This window comes from Paraburkholderia ultramafica (assembly GCF_902859915.1).
GTDB classification, from domain to species: Bacteria; Pseudomonadota; Gammaproteobacteria; order Burkholderiales; family Burkholderiaceae; genus Paraburkholderia; species Paraburkholderia ultramafica.
Genome location: NZ_CADIKK010000033.1, coordinates 1 through 24,674 on the forward strand (window position 1 = coordinate 1; position 24,674 = coordinate 24,674).

21 protein-coding genes are annotated in these 24,674 nt (G+C 60.1%); 11 read left to right on the top strand and 10 right to left on the bottom strand.

Annotation, left to right across the window (positions count from 1 at the left end):
• Positions 1-348: 348 nt before the first annotated feature.
• The 10 genes from HV744_RS28000 to HV744_RS28045 all read left to right on the top strand — a co-directional run bounded on the left by HV744_RS28000 (position 349) and on the right by HV744_RS28045 (position 11,397).
• Positions 349-699 (top strand): hypothetical protein, encoded by a 351-nt coding sequence (locus HV744_RS28000; protein ID WP_175152614.1) that lies wholly within the window; start codon positions 349-351, stop codon positions 697-699.
• A complete protein-coding gene (locus HV744_RS28005; protein WP_175152615.1) occupies positions 696-1,733 on the top strand; it encodes an aKG-HExxH-type peptide beta-hydroxylase in 1,038 nt (345 codons plus the stop codon). The genes HV744_RS28000 and HV744_RS28005 overlap by 4 nt, the downstream gene beginning before the upstream one ends.
• Before the next feature lie 88 nt (positions 1,734-1,821).
• Complete coding sequence (locus tag HV744_RS28010) at positions 1,822-2,955, top strand: radical SAM protein (protein WP_246279228.1); 1,134 nt, start codon at positions 1,822-1,824, stop codon at positions 2,953-2,955.
• Positions 2,940-4,031 carry a hypothetical protein gene (locus HV744_RS28015; protein WP_175152617.1) on the top strand — a complete coding sequence of 364 codons (1,092 nt, stop codon included), beginning with the start codon at positions 2,940-2,942 and terminating at the stop codon, positions 4,029-4,031. Before HV744_RS28010 ends, HV744_RS28015 begins: the two co-directional genes overlap by 16 nt.
• Positions 4,028-5,923 carry a RiPP maturation radical SAM C-methyltransferase gene (locus tag HV744_RS28020; RefSeq protein ID WP_175152618.1) on the top strand — a complete coding sequence of 632 codons (1,896 nt, stop codon included), beginning with the start codon at positions 4,028-4,030 and terminating at the stop codon, positions 5,921-5,923. The genes HV744_RS28015 and HV744_RS28020 overlap by 4 nt, the downstream gene beginning before the upstream one ends.
• A gap of 68 nt (positions 5,924-5,991) precedes the next feature.
• Positions 5,992-6,882: a hypothetical protein gene (locus HV744_RS28025; RefSeq protein WP_175152619.1), complete on the top strand. Its 891-nt coding sequence runs from the start codon at positions 5,992-5,994 to the stop codon at positions 6,880-6,882.
• 8 nt (positions 6,883-6,890) lie between these two features.
• Positions 6,891-8,099, top strand: a complete 1,209-nt coding sequence (locus HV744_RS28030) for a YcaO-like family protein (RefSeq protein ID WP_175152620.1) — start codon at positions 6,891-6,893, stop codon at positions 8,097-8,099.
• Positions 8,096-9,229 (top strand): TfuA-like protein, encoded by a 1,134-nt coding sequence (locus HV744_RS28035; protein WP_175152621.1) that lies wholly within the window; start codon positions 8,096-8,098, stop codon positions 9,227-9,229. The genes HV744_RS28030 and HV744_RS28035 overlap by 4 nt, the downstream gene beginning before the upstream one ends.
• Before the next feature lie 466 nt (positions 9,230-9,695).
• The gene (locus HV744_RS28040) at positions 9,696-10,073 is read left to right on the top strand and encodes a RidA family protein (protein ID WP_175152622.1); all 378 of its coding nucleotides are present in this window, start codon (positions 9,696-9,698) and stop codon (positions 10,071-10,073) included.
• Between the two features lie 307 nt (positions 10,074-10,380).
• A complete protein-coding gene (locus HV744_RS28045; RefSeq protein WP_246279229.1) occupies positions 10,381-11,397 on the top strand; it encodes a PIN domain-containing protein in 1,017 nt (338 codons plus the stop codon).
• 156 nt (positions 11,398-11,553) lie between these two features.
• On the opposite strand, the gene gfa is transcribed toward HV744_RS28045, so the two are convergent.
• The 10 genes from gfa to ltrA form a co-directional block, all read right to left on the bottom strand.
• Complete coding sequence (gene gfa / locus HV744_RS28050; protein ID WP_175152624.1) at positions 11,554-12,129, bottom strand: S-(hydroxymethyl)glutathione synthase; 576 nt, start codon at positions 12,127-12,129, stop codon at positions 11,554-11,556.
• Positions 12,130-12,359: 230 nt separating this feature from the next.
• Positions 12,360-13,466 (bottom strand): S-(hydroxymethyl)glutathione dehydrogenase/class III alcohol dehydrogenase, encoded by a 1,107-nt coding sequence (locus HV744_RS28055; RefSeq protein WP_175152625.1) that lies wholly within the window; start codon positions 13,464-13,466, stop codon positions 12,360-12,362.
• A gap of 24 nt (positions 13,467-13,490) precedes the next feature.
• Positions 13,491-14,213, bottom strand: a complete 723-nt coding sequence (locus tag HV744_RS28060) for an enoyl-CoA hydratase/isomerase family protein (protein ID WP_175152626.1) — start codon at positions 14,211-14,213, stop codon at positions 13,491-13,493.
• Complete coding sequence (locus tag HV744_RS28065) at positions 14,210-15,379, bottom strand: CaiB/BaiF CoA transferase family protein (protein ID WP_175152627.1); 1,170 nt, start codon at positions 15,377-15,379, stop codon at positions 14,210-14,212. The genes HV744_RS28060 and HV744_RS28065 overlap by 4 nt, the downstream gene beginning before the upstream one ends.
• A gap of 63 nt (positions 15,380-15,442) precedes the next feature.
• The gene (locus HV744_RS28070) at positions 15,443-16,972 is read right to left on the bottom strand and encodes a short-chain fatty acid transporter (RefSeq protein WP_343056469.1); all 1,530 of its coding nucleotides are present in this window, start codon (positions 16,970-16,972) and stop codon (positions 15,443-15,445) included.
• A 57-nt stretch (positions 16,973-17,029) separates the two neighbouring features.
• A complete protein-coding gene (locus HV744_RS28075) occupies positions 17,030-18,145 on the bottom strand; it encodes an aromatic ring-hydroxylating dioxygenase subunit alpha (protein WP_175152628.1) in 1,116 nt (371 codons plus the stop codon).
• Between the two features lie 74 nt (positions 18,146-18,219).
• On the bottom strand, positions 18,220-19,236 hold the full coding sequence (locus HV744_RS28080; protein ID WP_175152629.1) for a PDR/VanB family oxidoreductase: 1,017 nt from the start codon (positions 19,234-19,236) through the stop codon (positions 18,220-18,222).
• Positions 19,237-19,416: 180 nt separating this feature from the next.
• A complete protein-coding gene (locus HV744_RS28085; RefSeq protein WP_175152630.1) occupies positions 19,417-20,304 on the bottom strand; it encodes a LysR family transcriptional regulator in 888 nt (295 codons plus the stop codon).
• Between the two features lie 479 nt (positions 20,305-20,783).
• Positions 20,784-21,368: a hypothetical protein gene (locus HV744_RS28090; RefSeq protein ID WP_175152631.1), complete on the bottom strand. Its 585-nt coding sequence runs from the start codon at positions 21,366-21,368 to the stop codon at positions 20,784-20,786.
• A gap of 158 nt (positions 21,369-21,526) precedes the next feature.
• The gene (gene ltrA, locus HV744_RS28095) at positions 21,527-22,843 is read right to left on the bottom strand and encodes a group II intron reverse transcriptase/maturase (protein WP_217469159.1); all 1,317 of its coding nucleotides are present in this window, start codon (positions 22,841-22,843) and stop codon (positions 21,527-21,529) included.
• 251 nt (positions 22,844-23,094) lie between these two features.
• Here ltrA and HV744_RS28100 point away from each other — a divergent pair.
• Positions 23,095-24,665, top strand: a protein-coding gene (locus HV744_RS28100; RefSeq protein WP_425497864.1) for an IS3 family transposase whose coding sequence is annotated in 2 segments (ribosomal slippage) — positions 23,095-23,556 and positions 23,559-24,665 — 1,569 coding nt in all. Because the reading frame shifts where the segments join, the coding sequence is not laid out codon by codon here.
• The last annotated feature ends 9 nt before the right edge of the window (positions 24,666-24,674 follow it).

Below are 24,674 nucleotides of genomic sequence, written 5' to 3' on the forward strand. Positions count from 1 at the left end.
AAGATCTGCATGATCTTCCACCTTGGGCACTTTGATGCCGTCGGCCCGTGAGGGTCCACCTTCCTTCTTCGCTTCCACCGCTCACGGGTGGGAGGCGTTCATATCATTCTTATTTAGATCTTTCGTTTGCAAACGTACAAACCTTTGTTCTCGTCAAACGTGTTCGCATCCAAAACGAAACAACGGAAAGAAGCTTGAAAGACGTTGGGTTTTGAACTAGCGTCTTTAGAACTGCCTAGCATCTCCGAAGTTTCGATGCGATATTTCCACTGACCGATTGTTCTGTACAAGAAACCACGGGTACTAACGAAGGTACGTGCGGCCTGTTTTATCCCCTGGGAGATTAACATGGAAGAGAAGAATGTCCCGGTAGCCGTTGAAAAGCGGGTGCAAAACGCCTTGAAGGCGACGATCGAGGCCAATTTGGAGCGAGAGCGCGAGCTAACTGCGAACGCCGGCAAGTGGGCGGGCGCAGCTTTCTTCTCCAATGGGGTTATCTTCAGCAAGTCGGGCAACGGCACACCGTTCTCGAACGGTATTTTTTTCAGTAAGACCGGTGCGCAGACTGTCGACCCCGAGGATCTTGCGGCGATTCAAAACCTAGCGGCGTTTGATAAAGTCGCTTTTACCGAGTTCACGGAGCGCCTGCTGCGATTGAAGGAAGTCAAGGCGATCGGCGTCGGCAAGCGCGAGCGATGAGCACTAACACGCCTTGGGACTGGATTCCCGATCAGCGCGCATGGTGTGAAGACGTCGCTCGAGGCGCCGAAGCTTGGAGCCCCGCCCCCGGTCTGTGCCTTCCGGTCGATGAGTTTCGTAAAGGCATTCGCCGTGCGGCCGACGAGGGTTTAGATTGGATCCTCCACCCCTGCATGAGTCGGCTCACGCAGGCAACGCCCGTGGAACCGGCGCGCGACTTGATTCTTGCAGCTTGGGTGGCGGGCCATACAGGTTGTCCCGGTGAGATCGAATTGACTTCGCCCGTGGAGTTGTGGTCTGCCGCCGGCGACAAAAAGATGCGGGCGGGCCGGTGCGCACTGCGCGCCCTTGGCGCCGCGATGGTCGAGCGTGGACCCACGCAGCTCGCGCTCGATTTGTGGTGTCGGAGTACTGGCGTCGTCACTGCGGGAAGCTGGGCTTCTCTGGACAATACATCTTTGTCGTCCCGACGACCGGAATTGACGCAGTCGATCCATCAGTTCCTTACGCTGATGTCGGCGCTAGCGCAAGCCACCCCGTCGCTATTGGCGTGGGTCTTGGCGGCCACCCGCGTACTGCGCCCGCTCGTGCCCATCGCCGGCTACGCACGCAGTTCGCATGACCCGGAGGTCCCCGGCCTGATTGAGGCAGACCTTAGTCGCGGACCGACGCAAACAATAGAACTGATCGCCCATGAAACCGCTCATCTGCATTTGCGCGCGGCGCAGGCCGCCGCTCCGCTGGTCGACCCACATCATCGCAGTACGTATCATTCTCCCCTTCGCCGCGAGCCGCGGCCGCTGATAGGAATTCTGCTGGCCTATCACGCGCTGGCATATATCTGCGCCGCCTTGCGGCAGGTAACGGCCGCCGCCATCCTCTCGCCCAAAACAGCGGCGCGCGCCCTCGACGATCTCGCGCGCCGCTGTGATGACGCACGAGCAACGATGGACAGAGCTCGGTGTCATCTGACGCCCGCCGGCGCACAATTCTTAGACCGCACCCACAAGGTGGCCGACTTTGTCTTCATCTGAGCCGATCCGCTGGATTCGTACACGGCCTGTGCAGCAGGCCCGCGATCAGACACTTCCTCAAGGCTCAATCGCCTTTGTGCTAAAGGTTATGTCGCGTTGCAACCTCAACTGCAGCTACTGCTATGTCTACAACAAGGGGGATAGCACGTGGCGCACGCGACCGGTGCTGATGAGCGACCTTGTCGTTGACACGGCGACCGAGCGGATTTCCGACTGGTGCCGGCGCAGTGGGCAGTCACGGGTGCGCGTCACTTTCCACGGTGGGGAGCCGCTCATGGCGGGGCGCGAGCGTTTGGACCGGTGGTGCAGGCGTATTCGGGCCAAGCTGGCAGGGATCGCCGACGTAGGTTTCAACGTGCAAACCAACGGCACGCTGCTGGATGACCGCTGGGCCCGGCTCTTTCTCGAACACAACATCGCTGTCGGCGTGTCCATCGATGGACCCGCTGAAATTCATGACACGATGCGTGTCGACCATCGGGGACGAGGATCGCATGCGCGCGTGGTACGCGGAATTGAAATCCTTCGGACGCGGCAGGTGCCAGTGGGTGCGCTCGCCGTGCTGCAATTCGGTGCGGACAGCGTGGCGATTCATCGTTACATCACATCGCTTGGCTTCCCAAATGTCAACTATCTGCTACCGGATTTCACCCACGATACGGTGGACGAGGTGCATCGCCGCTTTGGCGCTACGCCCTGCGCCGACTACCTTATTCCCGTCTTTGACGAATGGTGGTTTCACGACACGATGGATGTGCGCATACCACTCTTCTTGGCAGTTGCCCGCCTAGTGATGGGTGGCCGTTCGAACCTCGACATGGTCGGCAACGAGCCGTTCGGTTTCGTGTTCATCGAGCCCGACGGCGCGATAGAGGATCTTGACGCCCTGCGCGTATGCAGAGAAGGCATGGCCGGAACCGGGCTCAACGTATTTTCGAATGACGTATGGGACGTGGCGGCATTGTCACCGTTGCATCGCGCCGCGATGTTCGATGGACTCGACACACCGCGCGGCTGCGCCGGCTGTCCAGAGGAACACACCTGTTCGGGAGGCTACCTGCCGCACCGCTGGTCACCGAGCAACGGCTTCGACAACCCTAGCGTCTGGTGCGCCGACTTGCTGAAACTGTTCACACACGTGCGCCGGCGCTTGGACGTGGACGTCGACGAGACCGCGCTCCGACGGCGCGTGCTGACGGAGATGTTATGCACGGCGAGTTGAATCCGGACTGTCTCGGCGACGCGCTGAGCTGGATCGGCGACACAGATCTTGCCGAGCGTTTAGACGCAGCATTCACGGCTGAGTCCGAAGCGGCGCTGCGCGTGCGCATCTCACCCTCCGTCGCCGAACGGCTTGACTGCTTGAGCGGCGCTTGCCGGAATCGACTCGTTCGGGCACCGGAGATTACGCGGCAGACTCTGTTCGCCCCAACGTTGACGCCCAGTCAGATCGACGCCTTTGTTGACAGCGCTGTGCAGGTCGAATCGGCCTTGATCGGCGTCGGCCTTCAGCCCACGGCGGCTCGCTGGTCCGCACTGGGCGACGTGATGCTCGCCGACGACGGCACGTTCCTCTGGTGGCCGCAAATCACGGGAGCCAATCCTATCTCACTGGATTTCGGCAGCCCGTGGGCCCAACGCATCGATCTGTCAGGTCGTCTGGAGTTCTGCACGGTGTCTCGGCCAGCGCTGACCGACGTAGAGGTGCATTTCATCCATGGTCGGCTGGTCGGCGCTATGGGTGAACTGCAACAGCTTTCGCCGGTACTTCCGAAGTTCGTCTCACTGTGCACAAGGGTGCTGGTGCTGCAGATTGATCCGCTGAACGCGTACGTCGCTTCGGGGTCGAACGGCCGTTTCGTCGGCCGGTCTTTCATCGCCAATCCGCAGCGCGCGGAGGCGACGACCGACTGCCTAGCCGAAGCTGTCGTGCACGAGGCCATCCACGGGCTGATGTATTGTGAAAGCCTGCACCGGCCATGGGCATGCGGCGACGCGGCGGTCGAGGTGGCGCGCGTGGAGTCACCGTGGACCGGTCGTGCCTTGCCGATTCGGCCCTTCTTGGAAGCGGCATGCGTCTGGTTCGGTCTAGTGCACTTATGGGCGCTTGCGCTGCGCAGTGAGCGCTTCGAACGCAAGGCGGCGCATATGCGACTGATGCGAAGCGTGCGTGGCTTTTGTCGCGGCTCGCTGGTTGACCGGGCGCGGCCGTGGTGGCACGAAATCCGCCCCGATGTACTGACTGCCGTCGATTGCTTGCAGGCGCGCGTTGTCGAAGCTTTAGGAGACGCCACGTGAACGGCGTCGCGCTGGTCGCCATGCCATGGGCGGCACCGGAAACACCGAGCATCCAAATCGGGCTGCTTACCGCGGTCCTGACAAAGGCCGAGGTGCCCGTCACTGCTCATAGCCTACATCTCGAAGCGGCCAGCTTCTTCGTAGAACGCGGCGTGGCGCTGGAATGTGTCGAGGCGGTCGCGCACCAGTGGTGGTGTGTAGGGCTCGGTGAATGGATCTTCGCGCCCACTGGCTCTGACCGGGCATGCGACGATGCCGAGTATCTGCGCTATCTCGCGCAGCAACGAGTGCCAGACGAGATCGTCGATGCGGCGCTGCGAATGCGGCAACTCGTGCCAAAGTTCCTGAGGCAGTCTGCAGACGACATTCTGATGCATGCGCCGCGAGTGGTCGGGTTCACCACGACTTTCGCGCAGACTCTTCCCTCCCTGGCGCTCGCGGCCCACCTCAAAACCGTTCGTCCCGAGGTTACGGTAGTGCTCGGCGGCGCCAACTGCGACGGCGCACTTGGCCAGGCGCTACTGAACACCTACGAGATCGTTGATTTCGTCATCCAGGGTCGAGCCGAAGCCTTGCTGCCGCGCCTGTGCCGCGCGGTGCTGGTCAACCGACCGCCGGCTGTCGAACCTGGGTTGCTGAGCCGCGAGATGACGAGCACATCGGTGCAAACCCCGCACGCCGTTGCAGACTGGTTCCAGCCCATTTATGACGAGTACTACGACCGACTTGACCGCTCGCCTCTGCGCGATGCGCTTCTGCCGCGCACACGGCTCGTCCTCGAGACGGCTCGCGGCTGCTGGTGGGGAGAGCGGCACCATTGCACTTTTTGCGGACTGAACGGAACGTCGATGACTTTCAAGGCGGCCCCTGCAGACCAGGTGCTGGCCGACATCACGGCCCTCGCCGCACGCTATCGGCGCACCGAATTTGATGTCGTCGACAACATCCTCGACCCGGCTTTTTTTAGTAATGTGTTGCCCGAACTGGCTCGTCGCCGCAACGAATTCGACTATCGATTCTTTTGGGAGGTCAAGGCTAACCTGTCGCCAGAGCAAATACGCCTGCTGCGCGACGCCGGCGTTCAGCGGATCCAGCCCGGCATCGAAAGCCTGAGCACGCGCATTCTGCGCCTCATGCGCAAGGGAATCACTGCATTGGAGAACGTCAAGCTGCTCGTGTTCGCGGCCGCCGACGATCTGATGGTGACGTGGAACATTATCTACGGCATTCCGGGGGAGACTGAGGATGACTATCTCGCCATGGCCGAAATGATTCCGTCTCTCATTCATCTGAAGCCGCCCGGTCTCGTGCGACTGCAGGTGCAGCGCTTTAGCCCGTACTTCGACAATCCGCCGGCGCACGGGCTGCGCCTTCTCGGCCCGGCTCCCTACTACAGACATTTACATGCCGTAGACGAGGCACGTCTGTGCGAATTGGCTTACGCCTTCGAGCACGAGTACATAAGCGGATACGATCCCGAACGCGCCGTCGCTCCCTTACGTCGTGCCCTCGAACAGTGGGACCGGTCGTGGTCACCCGGCAAGCATCATTCACTGCGCTATGAGCGCGGGCCGGGCTATCTTCGACTGCGCGAACGGCGCCTTGGGTTTCGCTCGCGCGACATTTTGCTGGATCGCCTCGAGGCCGAACTCTATCTTTCTTGCCGTACTGTAACGACGCCCGCTGCGGCGGCGGCGGTCGTCAAGCGAGTGTGCGATATTCAGCTGGGAGTTGATGAAGTGCGCGCCTTCTTCGCCGAGCTGAGCGAGGGGCGGCTGCTCTTGCGCGAGGGCGATCGTTACCTCGCGCTCGCGTTGCCGATGAACCCCGACGCAGCTCCTCCTCCGATCTCCGCGCCGAAATGGAAGGTGTCATGCGCACCCGCACACTAATCCTACCGCGTGCGGTGTCGGAGCATGCCCAGCCCTTGGCGGCACTAGCGCGCCGATGCTATCCCGACATGGCAATCGCCGTGGAGGACGATGCCGCGAACTGGCTCGTGCACGTCACACCAGCGGGAGAACTGACTCGAGCGCGCGACCGCGGAATCGCTGCGGCGCTGGCGATGACTGGAATTGGTTTCGATGACATGATGACCTGGCACCGCACGGCGGCCGTCGGGCCAGTTGTCTGGCTCGAATCGATGTACCACTCGTGGGCGCTATTGGCGTGGTCGCACAGCTTGCGCGACCACGCGGATGCCCGGCCTTGGTTGGTGCACGTCGCGCCGAACGACGACTTGGGGGTGCCAGCGGTGCTCGGGTGTAATGCGCCCGGATCGCTTCTGGCGATCATGGAGGATTTGACGATCGAACTAGGCAACCCACGCAGCGTCGGCCGCGCGATCGAACACGGCTTAATAGGCGTGGGTTCCTATATCGTCCCTTGGCTACATGCGCAGCCCGCTGACGTGGTGCATCTGGTCCCTGACGCTTTAGCTCCGGCCCAGAACGTCTGTCGTTTCTGCATCGAATCCGAAGCGCCCAATGAGCCATCGCGACTCGTGATGAGCAAACGCGTCGACGGTGCTTGCAGCTATCAGCGAACGGACGATCCAGCCGCACTAGCCTGCGGCTGGACCGCCGGGCAGCCCGTTCTGCTCGACATTGACCTCGCATATTTTGCCCTTATGCGAAACGGACAGCGGAAAGCACCCGCGCAACCCTGCCTGATCAGCCAGTTGGTCGACGGTTTGCGCCCGCTCGTGCCGTGGATCGCGACCGTGACCATCGCTTATGCCCCGGGAAGCTGCCCCGCCGAGCGATGGGCGCCACTGGCCGCTCAACTGCGCGAGGCGCTTACGGACGTGCTTGGTTCTGACTTCGACGCATCAGAGACCCCAACCTCGTGAGGCGCAACATGACACACAAACGCTTCACGGCCGGCACCCATCGGGCGAGCACACCCACAGAGACGCTAGCGCGCATCGCGCCGCTTATGGCGCCGCTCGGCATCACTCGCGTCGCGGACCTCACCGGTCTTGATCGCATCGGCATCCCAGTGATGGCCGCTTACCGACCGGACGCGCGGTCGGTTGTGGTATCGCTTGGCAAAGGCACCACCGCTGCGGCGGCGCGCGCCTCTGCGGTCATGGAGTCGATCGAGCTGTGGCATGCCGAGCATTCGGTGCTCGAACGTCACTGGGGCGCCGCCGATGAACTAGGGGCGCATCGTCGCCTGGTCGACTGGCGACGACTTGCGACGAACGGCGCCGGCTTTACTGCCGAGACGCCGACCGCGTGGGTAGACGCGACGTCGATGCTTGACAACGAGCCTATCCTTGTGCCGTTCGAGAGCGTTCACACCGATGGCACCGTACCGGAGCCTCCTGGCAGCGGCTGGTTCTTATGTACCTCTAACGGCCTGGCGTCCGGCAATCACATTGCCGAAGCTCAGATCCATGGGTTTTGCGAACTCATCGAACGAGACGCAGTCACCCTGTGGCGGGCCAAGAATGAGCCAGCCTCCACCGTGATCTTTCCGCAGACGGTCACTCACCCGGGTTGTCGCGCGCTGATCGAACACTTCGAGGCCGCAGGCATTTTCGTGCTGCTACACGATGCGACCACCGACATCGGCATCCCCGTTGTGATATGCACCGCGTTCGACGAGCTAACCGAGCCTGCGTTGCAGATGGGCATGGGCTGCCATCCGAGCCGGGACGTTGCGGCCTCGCGCGCGCTCACGGAAGCTGCGCAGAGCCGCCTGACGCTAATCAGCGGCGCGCGCGATGACCTATTCCGCGAGAAGTACGTCTCGCCACGCCGAACCGATCTGCTTCGGCAATTCAAAGCCTGGGCGGGCGATCATCAAGGGCGCGGTCACGCACTTTCCTTCGACCGCTTGCCCGACCTCGCCACCGATTCACTAGAGGGAGACCGCGATCTCGTAGTGGCGCGGCTACAAGCGCGAGGTTTGCATCCCTGTTGGGTCGATCTCGGACAGCCCGAGATGGGCGTCGCCGTCGGGCGCGCCGTGGTGCCGGGGCTCGAGCCTCCGAGCGAAGTGGCACACTATAATCCAGGCGCGCGCGCTCGCGCTGCACTGGCGCAACGGTGTGCGGAATGAACCGCGGGCGTTGCGTCGTCTTCATAGGACCCACGCTGACGACCGCCGAGGCCAGATGCGTGCTGGATGCAGAATTCCTCCCGCCGGTGCAACTCGGCGATGTCTGGCGGATGAGTCAGGAGCAACCAGAGGCGATTGGCATCGTTGATGGCTATTTTCATCAGGTGCCCGCCGTCTGGCATAAAGAAATTCTGTACGCGCTTTCGCGCGGAATCGCGGTCTACGGCGCGGCGAGCATGGGCGCACTTCGAGCCGCTGAGCTCGGCGCTTTTGGGATGGTGGGCGTGGGAACCATTGCAGCGGACTACGCAAGCGGCGTAATCGACGCCGACGACGAGGTCACCTTGCTGCACGCTCCCGTAGAATTGGAATACCAGGGCCTATCCGAACCGCTCGTAAACATCCGGGCGACGCTTGATGCAGCGCGGCGCGAGGGCGTGATGTCCACGGCCACGGCCGAGCATCTGCTGTCGCTGGCCCGCTCGCTCACCTATCCGAATCGGGTCTGGCAACGTATTCTTGAGGCCGCGTCCGGCGAAGAGGCGCGCGCACTCGTTGCTTGGTTGCCCGCTGGGCGTGTGAACCAGAAGCGCAATGACGCGCTGTCGATGCTCGAGCGCATGCGCGGCGATTTGGCCGCTGATTCGCACCCCTCAATCCAAGCATCGCCGGTCTTCTTTCCGACCGTGCTATGGCAGCAATTCGTGCTGCGTGAAACTCCGTTCTCTGAGATCCTCGACGAATTCCTGCTTATGGATCCCTTGCCTCCCGAGTTCGGCAACATTCTTGCTCCGGATAGGCGGACCGGGGGCATCGACGATTGCGCGATCCTGTCTAAAGCGCCGCAGTGGCCGATCTGCTGCCGACGTGCTCGGATCAAGAGAAACGCGATTGCGGGGCGCGCCATCGAATGTTATGCGACTGACTCTGACCGGCTATTGTCGTGGTTCTTCGCAGAACGCCTGGGCTGGCCGAGCGATCTCGGCGCCTTTCTGCTATCGCGCGGTTGGACCGATCCACAGAGTGTGTTGCGCGTCGCCGCGCGCGAGGCAATGTTTCTGAGCGCCCGCACCGGCGATGCCCTCGATGCCAAAGCACCGGATTTTGTCGGGCTCGTGCGGCCTGGCTGACGAGGGTTTGACAGCGGTTTTATTGAGTAGGATAACGCTCGATAAATTGGACGTTGAGCCTCCCCGACGGGACCTAGTTAGCAAGGCGACTACTGGCGCCAGTTGGACGGCCCGCGCCGATGGCTGCGTGCCGTGCCCGGTTCGATTATTCCCATGGATTACCTATCCGTGAACCATTGAAAGGACCATAGTTTTTCGCCGCGCGACTGATCTCAGAGCAAATGGCTGATGTCGAAGCGGAAGAGACATTCGAGTGACCAAATCGCCGGGAGCCCAATGACCGGAGGCGGCCACGAGCGGACGCGAGGGAACGTGGCCCCGTCACCGGACTCTCACAGGATTTCGGGGGAAATGGATGGACTGCCGAGCGTAGGCTGTAGAAGGGACCTCGGAGGCTCTTCCGCGATGTGCCCCTTGTTCATCAGCGGTCGCAGGGGCACACTGGTTTTTTGCGGAGGTGGCTCAAATGACGACTCAGTACTTTGCAGAGAGCAATCCGGGCACGCGAACTCTTCCACGCTCGCTAGCGACGAAAGCTGGCGACTTTGTGTTTGTATCCGGTCAGGTAGCCAGAAATGAAGATGGCAGCATCGTCGATGGCGGGATAGAAGCTCAAGCACGTCAGACGTTGACGAACGTCGCTCATGTACTCGCGCTCGCGGGTTGCACGCTCGAGGACGTCGTGAAGACAACTGTCTGGCTTGAAGACGCTCGCGACTTCGATAAATTCAATCGCGTTTACGGAGAGTTTTTCCGCGACAACAAGCCATCACGTTCGAAAATACAGGCGACGAACATGGTCGGCACCAAGATAGAAATCGAGGCCATTGCATATAAGCGTTGAACCAATGCCCGGCGGCTCATGCTCACCCTTGAGAGTCCGCTACTACGCCGAGCGACCGACTCTTTCGGGTCGCGAAGCGCCAAACGCCATAGATACACTGGCGGCTCAGGCACTCGCATGGTTACCAGAGCTCGATAAGGAATGTTCGATCAATAGAACACTCACCAAGTCAGCCGAACCGACCCCTCCATTAACGCTCGCTTGCTTCGCTAGCTTGTGGCCATTCGCCTTCACGAAGCCCAGTTCCACCCTGCCTTAGAATCGTGGCTTTCTCTGCATGGCGAGGGTCGAAATGGCAATACGGCTGATGGTGGACACATGCGTCTGGCTGGACCTGGCAAAGGACTATCGCGAGCAACCCGTCATTACCGCGCTCGAAGAATTGATTGGAAGCGGCGACGTCGAACTAATCGTCCCACAGCAAGTGCTGGACGAGTTCGATCGAAACAAGGCCCGCATCGCAGAGGAAGCGCGGCGCGGCCTCCAGTCACACTTCCGGCTGGTCCGGCTGGCCGTCAACCGCTTCGGCGACAACGCAAGGAGGGCAGACCTGCTTGCCGGGCTGAACGAGGTCGACCACCGAATCGGCGTCGACGGCGATGCGGTCGGCGAGTCGATCGAACGCATCGACGGCCTTCTGCGCGGCGTTCCCGCTCTCGCGACCAACGATGGGGTAAAGCAGCGGGTTACCGAGCGAGCGCTCGCGAAGAAGGCTCCTTACCATCGTGCGAAGAACAGCGTCGGCGACGCTATTCTCGTCGAGATCTACGCCGACATCGTATCGACAGCGACAGCCGACACCCCCTGCGCGTTCATCACACACAATACGAAGGACTTCAGCGACGCGGACGGCGATTTCCGCCAGCCGCACGGCGACCTCGCGCACCTGTTCGAAGCGCCGAAGTCTACCTACCGGATCGCAATGGTCGAGTTCCTGAAGGAACACAGTCCCGACCCGCTCGGGGACCACGACTTCGAGTTCAACTATTCACAGGAGGCGCGCCGGCTATCGGAAATTCTCGAAGCTGAGCATCTACTGTCCCGCCAGGTTTGGTACAACCGGCACTGGAATCTACGCACAAAGATCGAGAAAGGAGAGCATGAGGTCGTCTCAGAACAAGACTACAGTCGGAACCCATACCGCGCCGACCAGACGCTAGATAGCGTGTGGGAACTCGCGCTCGCCGCGGCGAAGAAAACCGAAGACGAGGTCGGCATCGAAAACCTCGGCCCTTGGGACGATTTCGAATGGGGCATGCTTAACGGCAAGCTATCCGCGCTGCGATGGATACTCGGGGACGATTCGGACACGCTCGATGCCTGACCTGCTTACTTCACGGCTGCGACACTAAAAATCCATTGGCCCCGTTGATTTAGCCGGACCTGCGCTGCCGAAAACTAGCGGCGAAGCGCGAAGGCATAGCTGCACTGCAATTCTTCGATTCTGGCGACGCGACCTAACACGCCGCCTAGAAGAACACTATTTCAAAACGCCATTGCGCTTTGCGATATGCGTCGCCATTGCGTCCATCAGAGGAGGATTAAGGCAGTCGTACGGCGGAATACCAAGCTCGGTAAATCGGGCTCGCACGTCGTCCATTTGCTCTGGCCGCGCGCCTCCGCTTTCGATAACCGAAGAGACGAAGGCTGCAAACCGTGGTTCCTCCCAGCCAATGTCCGGCGAAAGTTCGACGTGAATGAAGTCCAGACCGTAAAACGGATGGTCACGGTTTTCGATACGGCCGTACATATGCGCTCCGCAGACCTTGCAGGCATAGCGTTGAATCGGCGCGCTCTTGTCTACGATCTCAAGTTTTTCTGCATGCTGTGTCACTTCGAGTTTGTCCCGCGGTACGACGCCTATGAGAGCGAATGCTGCTCCAGCCGGTTTCCAGCACTTCGTACAACCGCAAACGTGGTTGTGCGCGACGTTGCTTTGTACTCGAACTTCGACAGCGTCGTCATTGCATTGGCAACGCAACGTGCCGCCGGTGAAATCGGGAGAGCCCTTCTTGACACCAACATCCACAGACGGATGTATTGCTACGTTAGTCATTTGAACCTCGAATGTTTCGAATCAAAATCGGCGCCATGAATCGGCGCCGCGGACGCCGCACGCTCATGCTTTAGACTTTAATCACCATGCGAATCGACCTGCCAACGTGCATGAGATCGAACGCTCTCGAAACCATACAGCCTCCTCATCTTTGCTCTCCATGTCACAACATCGTTATCCAGATTGCTCAAAGAATTCAGATACCCTCGCCCTTCCGCGTTGCTTCTCTATCAGTACAGCACGACCGAGCGGATCGACTCGCCCTTCTTCATCAGATCGAAGCCTTCGTTGATGCGTTCGAGCGGCAGACGGTGCGTGATCAGATCGTCGATATTGATCTTGCCTTCCATGTACCAGTCGACGATCTTCGGCACGTCGGTGCGGCCACGCGCGCCGCCGAAGGCCGAGCCCTTCCACTCGCGGCCCGTCACCAGCTGGAACGGACGCGTGCTGATCTCCTCGCCCGCCGCCGCCACGCCGATGATGAACGACTGGCCCCAGCCCTTGTGCGTGCACTCCAGCGCCTGACGCATCACCTTGGTATTGCCGATGCATTCGAACGAATAGTCGGCGCCGCCATCGGTGAGTTGCACGATGTGATCGACCACGTTCTCGACTTCGTTCGGGTTGATGAAGTGGGTCATGCCGAACTTCTTCGCCAGCTCGACGCGGCCCGGGTTCAGATCGACGCCGATGATCTTGTCCGCGCCGACCATCTTCGCGCCCTGGATCACATTCAGTCCGATGCCGCCGAGACCGAACACCACCACGTTCGCGCCCGCCTCGACCTTTGCCGAATACACCACAGCGCCGACCCCGGTCGTCACGCCGCAGCCGATGTAGCAGATCTTGTCGAACGGCGCGTCTTCACGCACCTTCGCGACCGCGATTTCCGGCACGACGATGTAGTTCGAGAACGTGGACGTGCCCATGTAGTGAAACAGCGGCTTGCCGTCGAGCGAGAAACGCGAGGTGGCGTCCGGCATCAGCCCCTTGCCTTGCGTCGCACGGATCGCCTGACACAGGTTGGTCTTGCGCGACAGGCAGAACTTGCACTGGCGGCATTCCGGCGTATAGAGCGGAATCACGTGGTCGCCCTTCTTCAGCGTGCCGACACCGGGACCGGTATCGACGATCACGCCCGCGCCTTCGTGGCCGAGAATCGCCGGGAAGAGGCCTTCCGGATCGGCGCCCGACAGCGTGTAGTAGTCGGTGTGGCAGATGCCCGTCGCCTTCACTTCGATCAGGACTTCGCCGGCGCGCGGCCCTTCCAGATCGACTTCCTCGATCGTCAACGGGGCGCCTGCTTTCCAGGCGATGGCTGCTTTTGTCTTCATTGCCTTCCCTTAATAGTTGCAGCGTTAGCGTTCGCTCATATAGGCCAGGATGCGCGCCTTGAGTCCTGGTCGCGACGCGGAACGGACCAGGTCGGCGAGATCCTTATCTGCTTGTTCGCGATCCAGTACACGATACAGTTGCTGCTGTGTCGTGGGATCGAGCAACGTCGCAATGCGCAGCGCCTCGGTGACGGTATCGGGGCGCTCGTCGGCTCCGACCAGGTTCGTCACGAGGCCGATGCTCACCGCCTCCGATGCGCTCATCTGCCGAGTTTGCTCGAGAATCTCACGCGCTTTCGCATATCCCACAACATCGCCGAAACGCCGAGTGCCGAGCACAAGACCGAAGCGCAAACCTGGCATCCTGAAACTTGCATCGGCGGCGCTACAGCGATGCCGGCACACCGCAAACAAATCCACGCCGGCCCCAAAGTTACGCCCGTGTGCAAAAGCAAGCGTCAGACAGGGCGACGACGCGATCAGATGCAACAGAGTCTCAACCCTCACGAGCCGCAGGAGAAGGTCCGCGTCGCTCTGGCTTTCCAGGTCCCCCTGGTCGAACCCGGCACTGAAGTTCCGGCCAACGCCCTGAAACACGAGTAGTCTTGCGCCACTTGCATGCGCGTCGCCAACGCCTTGTAGCAAGGCCTCAACCAGTTCCCCATTCAGCGCGTTCATCTTGTCCGGACGGTTCAATGTGAAAGTCCAACACTGCGCGCTTTTCTGGATCTCAAGTACACCTGTCATTGCTTCTCCTCGGCGTGCCGCTCTTTGATGTCGGCGATAATTTCGTCCGAATGTTCGCCAAGCGCGGGTGGCGCACGGCGTATCGGCAAACCGCGTCCCGACAGGCTGATGGGTGAGCCAAACGTTCGGGTCTCGACGCCGTTGGGCAGGGTCAACGGCTTAACCCATTGCATATGCTCCACCTGCGGATCGGCGAGCACGTCCGAATACCGGTTGATTGGCGCGCACGGCACACCCGCAGCACGAAACTTGTCGAGCCAGAAAGGAGCGCCATCGTCGGAAAAAATCGCTTCGAGCAGGCCCCGGAGTTGATCCTGATGACGCGCGCGATTACTCGGCGTCGTGAAGCGGTCGTCGTCCAGCCATTCAGGATGGCCGACTGCGCGGCACACTGCTGCCCACAGCCCGTTGTTGCCCGCCGCCATGCCGAAGTAGCCGTCCCGACAGTGAAAAACCTGATAAGGCGCATTGCGCGGATGCGCCGAGCCCATCTTCACGGGGTCGCGCCCGCTGCCGAAATACTCCGACGTCTGCAATGCCGCGATGCCGAGCGTTGCGCCAAGCATCGAGATGTCGATATGTGAGCCGTGGCCGGACTCCGCGACACGCCGCAATTCGGCCGCAATCGAGAATGCAGCGTACAGACCGGCAGAAAAGTCGGCCAACGGTACGCCGCATTTGACCGGTGCTCCGCCCGCCTCCCCCGTGATGCTCATGATCCCGCTCATTGCCTGCAAGGTCAGATCGAAGCCGCCTTCTTGCGACCGCGGCCCGCTCTGGCCGTAAGCGGAAATCGAGCAATACAGCAGGCGCGGATTGAGATCCGTAAACGCGGAATAACCCAACCCAAGACGGTCCATCACCCCTGGCCGGTTATTTTCGATTAGCACGTCGGCGTCCGAAATCAACACTTTGGCCAGCCGTACGTCGTCCGCGTCTTTCAGGTTCAGCGTAATCGAACGCTTGTTCCGGTTCAGCGATGCGAAGTTCTCGCTAAAGCCGTCCGTTATCGGCGGCCACGAGCGCAGCGAATCCCCTCCTTCCGGATGCTCGATCTTGACGACGTCCGCGCCCATGTCGGCAAGCAACATGCCGCAGTACGGACCGGCCGCCACATTGCATATCTCGATGACTTTCACGCCTTCTAGTGCGAGGTGATTGTTCATTACTGTTCCCATGTAAATTGCGTAAGAGTCAATGCGCGGCTGACGTGCGGCGCGAGCGGGGACCTATGCTCCGGAAAATATCGGCACGACAAACAGATAGACGAATCCGAGAAAGCTCCCGGCCGTCAGGAAGATCACCAGCGTGAAGCCAAGTACCCTCTGCACGCCGACGCCTGCAATCGCGACCACTGGAATGGCCCAGAACGGTTGAAGCAGACTGCCCGCCATTTCTCCGGCGGCAATCGCCATTGAAGTGCCCGGTAACGAAGCGCCAAGATGCATCGCTGCGGGAATCGTGAAGGGACCTTGCACCGCCCAATGACCGCCACCGCTTGGAATGAAGAGAGTGATCAAACCGGACGCGATATAGCTCAGAAACGGCAATGTCGTGGCCGACGCGACATGGATATACGCATTGGCGATGACTTCTGCGAGGCCAGTTGCGGCCATGATCCCCATGATCCCGCCATAAAACGGGTATTGAAGCAGCATCGGGCCGGTCACTTTGGCGGCTTCGGTCACCGCTCCCACGTATCGTGCGGGGTTGCCGTGCAGACACAAGCCCGCAAGCAGGAAGATGAAAATCACCGTGTTTATATCGAGGCTGATGCCGTGGCGCGTCCATTCGATCGCCAGATACGCGGCCCCGGCCATCACGAACACCAGCGCGCAGAGCCGCGAACTTTCTAGCCTCCCAGCAAACGAATGCCGGCGCGGCGCGTCGTCGAGTTCTGCTGCCTGGTCCGCGGCATTGAGCGCGTCTGATTTGGCTGCGATGATGTCGCTCTCCGCAGGCCGCATCAGAATGAAAATCACCGGAATCAGTAGCATGGCAGCCAGGCCCGTCAACAGATTCCAGGACGAGAACACCGTATGCGATAGCGGCACGACCATGTGCGTGTGCTGCTCGACCAGATTCAGCGGGTTGCCAGGCGATGCAATCGAGAGCGCAATCGAACTGGACATGCCCGTGAACGCCCACAGCACCCATGAGCTATACCCGGCCGCGACGAGCCATGCGAAGTCCACGCGGACCTGCTTCGCGACCTGCTTCGAAAGCATGGCGCCGACCACCAGACCAAAACCCCAGTTGAGAAAAGTCGCGATTGCGCCGACTGTGAACACCAGCACCACAGCCGAACACGGGCCGACTGCGAGCCGGCTGACACTTTGCAAACCGGCCTTGATGACCGGCGCACTGGCAAGCGCATAGCCAGTGACCAGCACCAGCACCATCTGGAAGGCGAAGGTGAAGATGCCGAAGATTCCCTTGTACCAGCCGCTCAGAATCACATCTGGCGAGCCCTTCTGGGCAAAGGCCATCGCGCATAATGCGGTCATGACCGTCAATAGAATCACGATCACGAAAGGGTCGGGCATTAATCGCTCGAACAGATAAACGCACGATGCAACGGCGCGCTGCATCAACGATCTCCCCACCGGCCGGGCAGGCGATGACGGCGGCGACGCGACGCCTAGCGGCGCCGGAGTTTCATGAGTTTTCACGGTTTGTCTCCAGGCATTGAGCCGAATACTTATGGTGTGCCGGACATTCCCTCGAACGTTGCTAAGTGCAGGCGCCCGCAACACCATCTAGGTCAAATCGTCGCGCGCTGCGAACCGCATTCGCGCGCAACGTCATACTGATGCTCAGGTAGTGACCGGCTCCTTGACTGCCGCCATGACATCGACCGGCTTGATCTGTAGCTCGCGCTCCTTACGCTGCAAGCCCATCAGAATCTGGCGGGCACGGCGCAAGGCCTTGTCGGTTTTAAGGAAGAGTTCGGAATAGCCGTCGTCCGGAAACTCCATCATGGTTTGCTGGCGTTCGAGCGCCCACTGGTCCTGTGCGACGACTTCAGGGAACATTTCCGCGACGCGCTGCGCGGTCGGCATCGTCGGATCACTCAAGGTTCTGTGCGAGTTCTTGCACGACACAGACCAACGCCAGACCAGATTGCGCTCGTCGACTGGCATGTGCAGATGCAGCAGCGAGTAGCCGCGCTCCTTCTCCGTACCGAGCTCGCCAGGTGGCGCGACGCGCATCACGACGCGAGTGAGCCCTGGTGTCACCATGCAATGCGTGTGAATCCGCTCGACGATGTCGTAGAGAAACCATTCCTTCAGATACGGCGGCTGCTGATAGCCGTCAACGTGACGCGTTGTCTTAACGAACGTATAGCCCTCGCTTTCGCCCTCTTCCAGTGCGACCGGAATCTTGCTGTTCTCCTTGTCTCCGATATTGCCGTCATGCAGCGGATAAAAATGCGTGATGTCGAGCAGGTTTTCGATCAGCAACAGATAGTTGGCGGGCACATGCAACGGCGCGGGCGAGCCGATCGACAGGTTCTCGGGGTCAAGAATCTCCGGCGTACGCGGCGGCGCCACGCGTTGGGACGCGGCTGGATTTCCCGGCCAGATCCACACGACACCGTCCTGCTCGCTCACCGGAATCACACTCAAGCGCGCTTGTGGCGGGATCGGCTTGTCCGGCGCTGATGGGATCGCTATGCATTGGCCGCTCGTGTCGTAGCACAGCCCGTGGTAGGCGCACTCCAGACGTCCGCCGTCTAGCAGTTTGCTCTGCGATAGCGGGAAGCGCTTATGGCAGCAGCGATCGTCAAAGGCGACCACTTCGCCCTTATCGGAACGCCACATCACGACCGGCCGACCGACAATCTTGTGTCCCTGCAATTCGCCCTCGGGAAACTCCGACGAGAAACCGATCGGATACCAGCAGTCCTTCACATATTCGAATGTGCTCATGGTGAACCGTCTCCAGTTGATTTTTTAGGCTGGCGCACCGCGCCGGGCAGATGGCGCAAACCCAGTATTAGAAACTACAGGTCGAGAACGAGAGCCCCGCTCTTCGCGCGGCTGCAACAGATCATGATGAATTCCTCGCGGTCGTCTTCGTCGAGCACCGAGTCGCGGTGCAGCGGATCACCCGACAGATAGCGGGTCATGCAGGTGCCGCAATAGCCTTCGCAGCACGACGTATCCACTTCGACGCCTTGCAGCTTCAGCGCATCGACGATCGTCTCGCCAGGATGCACGATAAAGCGCATTTTCGAGCGGGCCAGCTCGACCTCGAAAGGCTGCTCAGGGTCGTCTCCGGCAGTGCGCACTGGTGTACCCGATGCCGAAAAACGCTCGCAGTGAATCGCATCGCGAGGCCAATGTGTACTAGCCGCTTCGATAGCGTCCATCAATCCGGCGGGTCCGCAGTAGTAGAGATGCGTGCCTTCGGACTGCCTTCGCAAGGTGGCCTTCAAGTCGAGCCCCTTACTGGGGTCGCCGTTGTCGTAGTGAATGGAGGCGAGCCCACTGGCGACGAGACCGCACAGTTCCCGGGTGAAAGCAGTTCGCTGCGGCGTGCGTGCGCAGTAGTGGAGATGAAATGATTCGCCGCGACGCTGTACTTCGGCAATCATCGACATAATCGGTGTGATGCCAATCCCACCCGCGATAAACAGGTGCTTCGTCGCCGCGCTCGACAACGCGAAATGATTGCGCGGCGCCGACACGGTCACGATCTGTCCGGCGCGCAGCACATCGTGCATTGCCATCGAACCACCGCGGCCGAGGGGATCGCGCAGTACCGCGATCACATAACGATGACGCTCCGTGCATGCATTGCACAACGAGTACTGGCGAATCGACCCTTCCGGCAGATGCACGTCGATATGCGAACCTGGGGTAAACGCGGGTAACGTATCGCTATCCACGCTGACGAACTCGAACTGATTGATGTCATCTGCGAGGTAGGACACTGCCTGCACGCGCACTTGCAGTTTCGAAGGCGCAACAGATTCCTGACGCCCGAGTGGGGACTCGTGCAGTACGACTGCATTCATGTCTTCCTCCATGTGCTGCTCTGGGTGCAACTTCGAGTCCGCTGACCAGATCGGTGAGGGCGCCGCTGCTTTGAAGAAAGATTAGATGCGTTGAGCTATAACAACAAACGAGTAATTTACGGATGTGTCCATCAACTTTCTTGAACTGATTTGCTGCTTTGCAGCACGCAAGACGCGCTTTTATTGTCTGTCGAAAGTGCTAACTTCAGCAGCAAGCTCGGCCACCGTGCGAGCGAGTGAGTAGGAATGCCCCAATGGAAACACCGCGACAAACTGAACCGGTTCGAGTCGCGGAACCGTCCGAATAACCTTGAGCTTGCCAGCATCAATTTCGTCGGCATAGTGTTTCGCTGGCAGGTAGGCGACGCCCATACCTGCCATAGTCATCGACGCCGCGACCGCGACGCTCTTGCAGCGCGCGAGGTAGCGGCACCGCGCGTGCTGGTTCTGAAACCAGTCTTCAATAGCTGAATAGTGGAACGACTCCGATTTCATACCAATGATCGGATGCTCCGCAAGCTCCGCAGGGCCGTAGACTCGGTCCTCGAGACCCAGCGTTGGACTCGCCATCCACTCGAAAGCAACGCGGCCCAATGACAACGTCGATAGATCCCGCGCACTGGGATGACCTGGAGCCAACACGAGGTCGAGTTCGGCCTCCAGCAAGCTGTCCATCAGTTCGCCTGTCAGCGCCTCTTCGATCTCCAGGCGCAATTTGGGATGGCGCTCAGCAATGGTGCGGATCAATTCCGGCAACCATGTCGTAGTGATTACTTCGGCCACACCGAAGCGCACCGTGCCGACAACCGACTCGGGCGAAGCCAGCCGGTGTTCGAGTTCAGTCGACAAATCGAGAATACGGCTCGCGTACTCCATCAGCTCACGCCCCTTGCTTGTGAGACGGGCGGTCCTGTGAGTACGATCGAACAGCTCGACGCCCAGGGTGCGCTCAAGTTCGCGCACACGCATGGAGACAGCTGATTGGGTTGCGTAAAGACGCTCTGCCGCCGCCGAGAAGCTGCCCAGCGATGCAGTCCAAAAGAAGGTCTCCAGCTGCTGTAAGGTCATGGTGCCTCCGCAATTTTTGTGGACCGACGATTTATCGCCTGATCGTGGCCAGTCAGTTTACGCAACCGACGCGAACTCGTATGCGGTGGAAACTCCTAGTGTCTCATATGCTTTGACATGAGAACTTCAATGGCTCGCGGCGCATTCTTATAAGCGTCGTGTCAACACTACACCGATCTAATTTAGGAGCAGCGTCAAATCAACCGCCGCGCCGACGAAGGTGCGGGTTTCAATTAGTTAGTGATATAGACGCCGTCTCCCAGTTCTCGGGCCCGGCGTCGATCTTGCTGCACGCTTCGGATATGGGGAATATCGAGAACTCGATACCCGTGCTCTACTGAAAGTAACGATGATGCCAGTATGCAGAGCTACCTTGCACGAAGTCCCGATCTACCAGCCGGTGGCATTCGAGTTCGGCAATGCACAGCATGGCACCGATTTGTTCAACCTGTCCGTGCCGGGAAACATCTACACCGCATCTACCAGTCTACGTGTTCTTGGTTAGGCTGGTGCAGCCCGTTATGAATAAGCCGCCACTCTGAACCGATGCTGCGCAGATAGCCATTGTGGACGGCGCCCTGAGCATTCAACCTGTGCTTGAAGATCGCTGGTTCCAACGCTTTGCCGCGCTCGCGGTCTTCCTCGTCACCGTATGCGGTCGCGTAGAGCGAATAGAGCCACTGCGAGAAACCTGATGCTGTTGCTTGAGGGTCTTCCGGCCGCATCTTCTCCGCGCGGCGCAAAAATGCAGACGGCAGAAGCTTGAACGGCTCTCTGGTGTCGGGCTGGTCGCTCAGGTTGCTGGAGTATTTGTCGAAGTGGAACCGGTCTCTCGCCAGCCGCGTGCCGAATAGGACTTCGGCGCCATACCTACTTTCGTTTTGGATCGACCTGTCGTAGAGATGCGGTTTCCTCTCCTGCCAGAAGTTGATGACCGTATCGCGCGGTAGCTCCGGGCCGGCCAGCTCGGGCGGCTCACCCTCTTCTTCAATTTTGCGTAACCGTGTGGCTTCCTCAATCTTCGATTGCGCCTTGTAGAGTGCGGCCGTTAGAGTCGGAAGCACCAGTATAAGGGGAGAAGGGTTGCCTCGAAGATTAGGCGGTCGGTTCAATGACCTTATAGGCGGCGCTATCCGAGTAGGTGAGGAGGTCACCCCCCTCACCCCTCACAGTCCCGGACGAGCCCAATTAAGGCATCCGGTTCTTCATCGTGCAGGTTCGCTCACGGTTTGGCGTAGCTATGGACAATCCGAGGCTGCGGTAACGGGAATAGTTGGAGTATTCTCGTGAAGGCAACCCATGGCATGGAGCGTTCGTTCGACCTGCGCGACAACCACTTGCGCCAGATGCGTGCGACCTGATACGGCAGGCTCGCCAGGCGCTCGTAGTTCCCGCTGATGCCAAAGTAGGCATAATGCCCCTTGAGCATCCGACTCAGGCGCTGGTGCTGATCGCGAAGCGGCCGGTTCCGCATAGCGCGGCAGACACGGCTGATTGCTTTGAGTGTACGCGCGACGCGATCTTTGGCGGTCAACTGCCGCACCATGGCCCGACCCTTCTCCGAGGTCACCCACACGTGGGTGAATCCCAGGAAATTGAAGGTCGTAGTCAACGGCTCCTGATAATCACCGTGACCGGATTGAGGTTGGAAGCGGAAATCAATCATCCGGGTTTTGTCCGGATGTAATTCCAGGCCGTACTTGCCAAGTCGCTTTCCCAGCGCCCGCAAGACACGCTCGGCATCGTCCTTGTGCGCGAGTATCACGACAAAGTCATCCGCGAAGCGAACCAGAGTGCTCGTACCGCGAAGGCGCGGTTGTACCTCCGCGGCAAACCATTCGTCCAGAACATAGTGCAGAAACACGTTAGCCAGGCAGGGCGAAATCACCCCGCCCTGGCGAGTACCGGAATCGGGATAAGTTAGCTGGCCGTCTTCCAGTACGCCCGCTTTCAGCCACTTGTCGATCAATCTTCTTACCACGCCATCGGTGACTCGTCTGGCGAGAAGCTCTCTCAATTTGGCCCGGTCGATGCTGTCGAAGTACTTCCGTACATCAACGTCGAGCACCCACTGACCACCGCGATACATAACTCCCTTCCACACGGACCGCAGCGCCTCGTGAGCACTGCGACCGGGTCGGAAACCGAAGGAACAGTCATGAAAGTCCTGTTCGTAGATCGGCTCCAGAAGCATAACAATGGCACGTTGCGCCACCTTGTCTTCGAAGGAAGGAATGCCGAGCCCGCGACGGCCGCCGTCCGCCTTGGCGATGAAATGCCGACGGACGGGCTGCGCGCGGTATCGACCCGACTTGAGCCGGTCGACGAGTCCGAGAAGATTCTGCGTGAGATTGACCGCATAATCCTCTCCAGACTGACCATCGACGCCGACTGCACCATCCTTACGCGTACAGTCGTAGGCATACCTCACCCACTCATAGTCGATGTAGTGATTTAACGAGGTGAACGCCATCTCGGGATTACTTCTCGCCAGCATGGCTATACGTTCCTGTTTCGTTGACACGCTTTCAGGTTTCAAGGCACCTCCGTGTTTCCCATGAACGATTCTGCAACAACGACGCCCCCCTTCCCATCGACCGGGTCCGCCTGAGCGGCGTTCCCCGGCGTCATCGGTACTACGAGGGCGCTAAGACTTCCTGCGTCGAATACGAAGTCGCTTATGGATTCGCTCCCTCGCCCCAATCCTTCTTCTCCGTGTTCCCCCGGCGTCACACTAGATGTCGCCTCTGAATTTTCTTATTTTCAAGAGATCAGAGGTGCAAGTTGAAGGTGAAACAAACGTATTCTGTCGAGTTCAGAGAGCAGGCGCTGTTGAAGGTCTTACACCGCGGAAGTCGCACCATTGGATCCGTGGCAGATGAATTGAACATGAACGTGATGACCTTGAAGAACTGGATGAAAGGTGCCGCGGCATCGGCTCGGAGCGAAGGCTCCGGGCACGCAAGACGACCGGAGGAGTGGTCGCTGGAAGAGCGTCTGCTGGGCTTGCAGCAGAGCCATGGACTGGCCGACGAAGCGCTGAACGCGTGGTGCCGTGAACGGGGTCTGTTTGCTCATCATCTCGCGCAGTGGCGCGTGGACTTCTGCGCGGGCGGCGGGGCTGGGAGCCGGCGTGAGAACGCCCAGGAAGTACGCGCGCTCAAGCACGTCAACGCACAGCTTGAGCGCGAACTGAACCGCAAGGAGAAGGCATTGGCGGAGGCGGCCGCGTTGCTGGTGCTGCAAAAAAAGTATCATGCGCTGTTCGGGGACGGGGTCGAATGACGTCCCTCGAAGAGCGCAAGACATTGATCGATCTGATCGTCGAGGCAACCGCGGCCGGAGCTCGCCAGGCGCGCGCCTGCGGGGTGCTGGGGCTGAGCGCCCGAACCATTCAGCGCTGGCAAAGCGGCGAGCCTGACGCGGTGGATGGGCGTTCGTTACGATGCTATGAGCCGCCTCACAAGCTGAGCGCTGCCGAGCGCGCCGAGCTGCTGGCAGTGGCGAATTCGGCCGAATTTGGTCATCTGCCACCGAGCCAGATCGTTCCACGCCTTGCTGACCAGCAACGCTACATCGCCTCGGAATCGACTTTCTACCGGGTGCTGCGCGAGGAGAAGCAGCTCGCACACCGGCGCAGTGAGCGGCCGGCCAGCACGCGCAGCAAGCCCCGTGCGGTCTGTGCCGATGCGCCGAACCAGCTTTACAGTTGGGACATCACTTACTTGCCAGCGACGATTCGTGGGCAGTATTTCTATCTCTATCTGTTTATGGACGTGTTCAGCCGAAAAATCGTCGGTTGGCAGGTCTATGCCGAGGAGAGTAGCGCCCAGGCCAGCGAGATCCTCAAGGATATCTGCGCCCGTGAAGCAATACCGCCCGGTCAGGTGATTCTGCATTCCGACAACGGCGGGCCGATGAAGGGCGCCACGATGCTGGCCACCTTGCAGGCCCTGGGCGTCATGCCGTCATTGAGTCGACCGGCAGTGAGCAACGACAACCCGTATTCCGAATCGCTGTTCAAGACGCTGAAGTACCGGCCCGCCTACCCGCTGCAGGCGTTCGACACCCTGTTCGCCGCGCGGACCTGGGTCGCAGAACTGGTGCGCTGGTACAACCACGAACATCGTCACAGTGCGATCCGGTTCGTCACACCGGCCCAGCGCCACGCGAACCTTGATCAGGAGATCCTGGATAGACGCGCGGCGTTCTACGAGAGCGCACGCCAGCGTCATCCGCTGCGCTGGAAAGGTCCCACGCGCAACTGGCAGCGCATTCACGTCGTGCACCTGAATCCCGATCGCGCTGACCCGGACAGCGTCATCTCACAACCCTACAACCAGGAGTTGAAAGCAGCCTGAATTCCAATC

Excerpts from the sequence above, each read along its gene's own strand:
- HV744_RS28030 (WP_175152620.1), top strand. The coding sequence starts at position 6,891 with ATGACACACAAACGCTTCACGGCCGGCACCCATCGGGCGAGCACACCC.
- HV744_RS28055 (WP_175152625.1), bottom strand. The coding sequence starts at position 13,466 with ATGAAGACAAAAGCAGCCATCGCCTGGAAAGCAGGCGCCCCGTTGACG.
- HV744_RS28035 (WP_175152621.1), top strand. The coding sequence starts at position 8,096 with ATGAACCGCGGGCGTTGCGTCGTCTTCATAGGACCCACGCTGACGACC.
- HV744_RS28070 (WP_343056469.1), bottom strand. The coding sequence starts at position 16,972 with ATGGTGTTGCGGGCGCCTGCACTTAGCAACGTTCGAGGGAATGTCCGG.
- HV744_RS28085 (WP_175152630.1), bottom strand. The coding sequence starts at position 20,304 with ATGACCTTACAGCAGCTGGAGACCTTCTTTTGGACTGCATCGCTGGGC.
- HV744_RS28040 (WP_175152622.1), top strand. The coding sequence starts at position 9,696 with ATGACGACTCAGTACTTTGCAGAGAGCAATCCGGGCACGCGAACTCTT.
- HV744_RS28060 (WP_175152626.1), bottom strand. The coding sequence starts at position 14,213 with ATGACAGGTGTACTTGAGATCCAGAAAAGCGCGCAGTGTTGGACTTTC.
- HV744_RS28025 (WP_175152619.1), top strand. The coding sequence starts at position 5,992 with ATGGCAATCGCCGTGGAGGACGATGCCGCGAACTGGCTCGTGCACGTC.
- gfa (WP_175152624.1), bottom strand. The coding sequence starts at position 12,129 with ATGACTAACGTAGCAATACATCCGTCTGTGGATGTTGGTGTCAAGAAG.
- HV744_RS28080 (WP_175152629.1), bottom strand. The coding sequence starts at position 19,236 with ATGAATGCAGTCGTACTGCACGAGTCCCCACTCGGGCGTCAGGAATCT.
- HV744_RS28065 (WP_175152627.1), bottom strand. The coding sequence starts at position 15,379 with ATGAACAATCACCTCGCACTAGAAGGCGTGAAAGTCATCGAGATATGC.
- HV744_RS28075 (WP_175152628.1), bottom strand. The coding sequence starts at position 18,145 with ATGAGCACATTCGAATATGTGAAGGACTGCTGGTATCCGATCGGTTTC.
- HV744_RS28000 (WP_175152614.1), top strand. The coding sequence starts at position 349 with ATGGAAGAGAAGAATGTCCCGGTAGCCGTTGAAAAGCGGGTGCAAAAC.
- HV744_RS28010 (WP_246279228.1), top strand. The coding sequence starts at position 1,822 with ATGTCGCGTTGCAACCTCAACTGCAGCTACTGCTATGTCTACAACAAG.
- HV744_RS28015 (WP_175152617.1), top strand. The coding sequence starts at position 2,940 with ATGCACGGCGAGTTGAATCCGGACTGTCTCGGCGACGCGCTGAGCTGG.
- HV744_RS28045 (WP_246279229.1), top strand. The coding sequence starts at position 10,381 with ATGGTGGACACATGCGTCTGGCTGGACCTGGCAAAGGACTATCGCGAG.
- HV744_RS28005 (WP_175152615.1), top strand. The coding sequence starts at position 696 with ATGAGCACTAACACGCCTTGGGACTGGATTCCCGATCAGCGCGCATGG.